This is a genomic window from Pilimelia anulata (assembly GCF_014647895.1).
Taxonomy (GTDB): Bacteria; Actinomycetota; Actinomycetes; order Mycobacteriales; family Micromonosporaceae; genus Pilimelia; species Pilimelia anulata.
This window is the reverse complement of the sequence record NZ_BMQB01000025.1, coordinates 1-2,617: the sequence shown is the minus strand read 5'-3', so window position 1 is coordinate 2,617 and position 2,617 is coordinate 1. Positions and strand designations below refer to the sequence as shown.

Here is a 2,617-nt window from a genome sequence, read left to right as displayed (position 1 = left end):
CCTTGTGTAGATCCAGTTTGTTCCTGAGGTTGTGGTTGAACCGTATTTGGAGGTGGTATACTCTGGTCGTTGTGTATTGTAGATCTTCTACGTTGTACATCTTGAAATAGAGGGGATTTGATATCTCCCAGATATACACGCCATTCTCCGCTTGACGTGCAGTGATGCGTTCCCCTGTGCGTGAATCCATGACCGTAGCAATTTATGTGTACGTAAATTGTGCAGCCGCACTCTAAATCAACGCGACGTCGTCTGATTGCTCGTTTCTTCGCAGCTCTGTGTTGAACTTTGATAGAGGGGGGAGTCGAGGAAGATGAATTTCGCATTATGTATTGTCCAGTGTTTGAGAGCTGCGTTTTCCTCTTTGTCGAGGAAACATTTATAACTCGCTCCTTCACCTGGATTGCAAAGCACGATTGATGGGATTCCACCTTTAATTTGAACGGGTTTCCCGTATTTGCAGTTTGATTGCCAGTCCTTTTGAGCTCCCATCAATTCCTTCCAGTGCTTTAACTTTAGATAGTGCGGTGCGATGTCATCAATGACGTTATACTCAGCATGATTTGAAAACACCTTTGAGTTGAAATCCAGGTGACCACTTAGATAATTGTGGGTCCCTAATGCACGTGCCCACATTGTCTTTCCCGTTCGTGAATCACCTTCGACGATGATACTAATAGGTCTCTCCGGCCGCGCAGCGGCACCTCTCCCGAAATAATCATCCGCCCATTCTTGCATCTCTCTTGGCACGTTAGTGAAAGAGGAGAGGTGAAACGGAGGTGACCACGGATCCGGAGCCTTTGTGAATATTCTATCCAGGTTACTGGATAAGTTGTGATATTGGAAGAGAAACTTTTCCGGCAGTTTCTCTTTGATTATTTGCATGGCTTCTTCCTTTGAAGAAGCATTCAATGCTTCGGATGCCGCATCATTAGCTGTCTGTTGACCTCCTCTAGCAGATCTTCCGTCGACTTGAAAATGACCCCATTCGATGTAATCACCGTCCTTCTCGATGTAGGACTTGACATCAGAGGATGATTTTGCACTCTGTATATTGGCATGGGAGACGGAAGAGGTTGTTGGGTGTTTGAGGTCGAACACTCTGCAATTCGTGCACTGGAACTTGCCTTCGAATTGGATAAGAGCATGCAGATGTGGTTCCCCATTCTCGTGAATTTCTCTGCAAATTCTGATGTATTTCTTGTTCACCGGTGTTTGTAGGTTTTGAAGTTGTTCAATTGCACTCTCTTTTGTAATTGAACATTGTGGGTATGTGAGGAAATAATTCTTTGCGTTTATTTTAAAACGCTTTGGTGGTGGCATACTCGTAAATAAGAGGGTGTACCCCGATTGAGCTCTCGTTCAAAAGTCTCTATGAATCGGTGTAATGGTGCCAATATATAGTAAGAAGTTCTTTAAGGATCTGGAGACACGTGGCGGCCATCCGTTATAATATTACCGGATGGCCGCGCGATTTTTTTTAAGGCCCATTCATTTTGGGCCGCTTGGGCCGTTCTTTATTTGAATTAAAGTAAAGTCATTTATTCTGACCAATAACTTTAGTTCTGACGGGTTTAGTTAATTTTGAACTTGGCGACCAAGTTCTTTACTAAACTATAAATTTAATCTTATATGGACTATGATCTTTAATTCAAAATGCCTAAGCGTGATGCTCAATGGCGCCACATGGCAGGTACGTCAAAAATTAGCCGTTCGGCTAATTTCTCTCCTCGTGGGGGAAATGGGCCTAAATACAACAAGGCCGCTGAATGGGTTAACAGGCCTATGTATAGGAAGCCCAGGATATATCGAACTATACGAGGCCCTGATGTTCCACGGGGTTGTGAAGGCCCGTGCAAGGTTCAGTCTTATGAACAACGACATGATGTGTCACATGTTGGGAAGGTTATGTGTATATCTGATGTAACAAGAGGTAATGGTATTACCCATCGTGTAGGAAAACGTTTTTGTGTTAAGTCTGTTTATATTTTAGGTAAGATATGGATGGACGAGAATATCAAGGTGAAGAATCACACGAACAGTGTGATGTTTTGGTTAGTCAGAGATCGTAGACCGTATAGTTCTCCTATGGACTTTGGTCAAGTTTTTAATATGTTCGACAATGAACCCAGTACTGCTACTGTTAAGAACGATCTTCGTGATCGTTTTCAAGTTATGCATAAATTCTATGGAAAGGTGACAGGTGGACAATATGCTAGCAACGAACAGGCATTGGTCAAACGTTTTTGGAAGGTGAATAATTATGTAGTCTACAACCATCAAGAAGCAGGGAAGTACGAGAATCATACTGAGAACGCATTATTATTGTATATGGCATGTACTCATGCCTCAAATCCCGTGTATGCTACTCTGAAAATTCGGATCTATTTTTATGATTCGATCACCAATTAATAAAATTTATATTTTATTTCATGATTCTCAAGTACATAATTTACATATGATTTGTCTGTTGCGAAACGTACAGCTCTGATTACATTGTTAAGCGAAATGACACCTATTCTGTCTAAATACAAGAGCACTAAATATTTAAATCTATTTAAATATGTCGTCCCAGAAGCTTGAAGAGATATCGTCCAGACTTGGAAATTCAGGAAAG

At 41.7% G+C, this 2,617-nt stretch carries 2 protein-coding genes; one reads left to right on the top strand and one right to left on the bottom strand.

What is annotated here, in order from left to right; genetic code table 11:
- Nucleotides 1-237 precede the first annotated feature (237 nt).
- On the bottom strand, nucleotides 238-1,101 hold the full coding sequence (locus IEY94_RS24520; protein WP_505849839.1) for a hypothetical protein: 864 nt from the start codon (nucleotides 1,099-1,101) through the stop codon (nucleotides 238-240).
- 555 nt (nucleotides 1,102-1,656) lie between these two features.
- Between IEY94_RS24520 and IEY94_RS24515 the strand changes: the two genes are divergently transcribed.
- Nucleotides 1,657-2,412, top strand: a complete 756-nt coding sequence (locus IEY94_RS24515) for a capsid/nuclear shuttle family protein (RefSeq protein ID WP_189172359.1) — start codon at nucleotides 1,657-1,659, stop codon at nucleotides 2,410-2,412.
- Nucleotides 2,413-2,617 lie beyond the last annotated feature (205 nt).

Bases quoted from the DNA above. Each gene is read 5' to 3' on its own strand.
- IEY94_RS24515 (WP_189172359.1), top strand. From the start codon at position 1,657: ATGCCTAAGCGTGATGCTCAATGGCGCCACATGGCAGGTACGTCAAAA.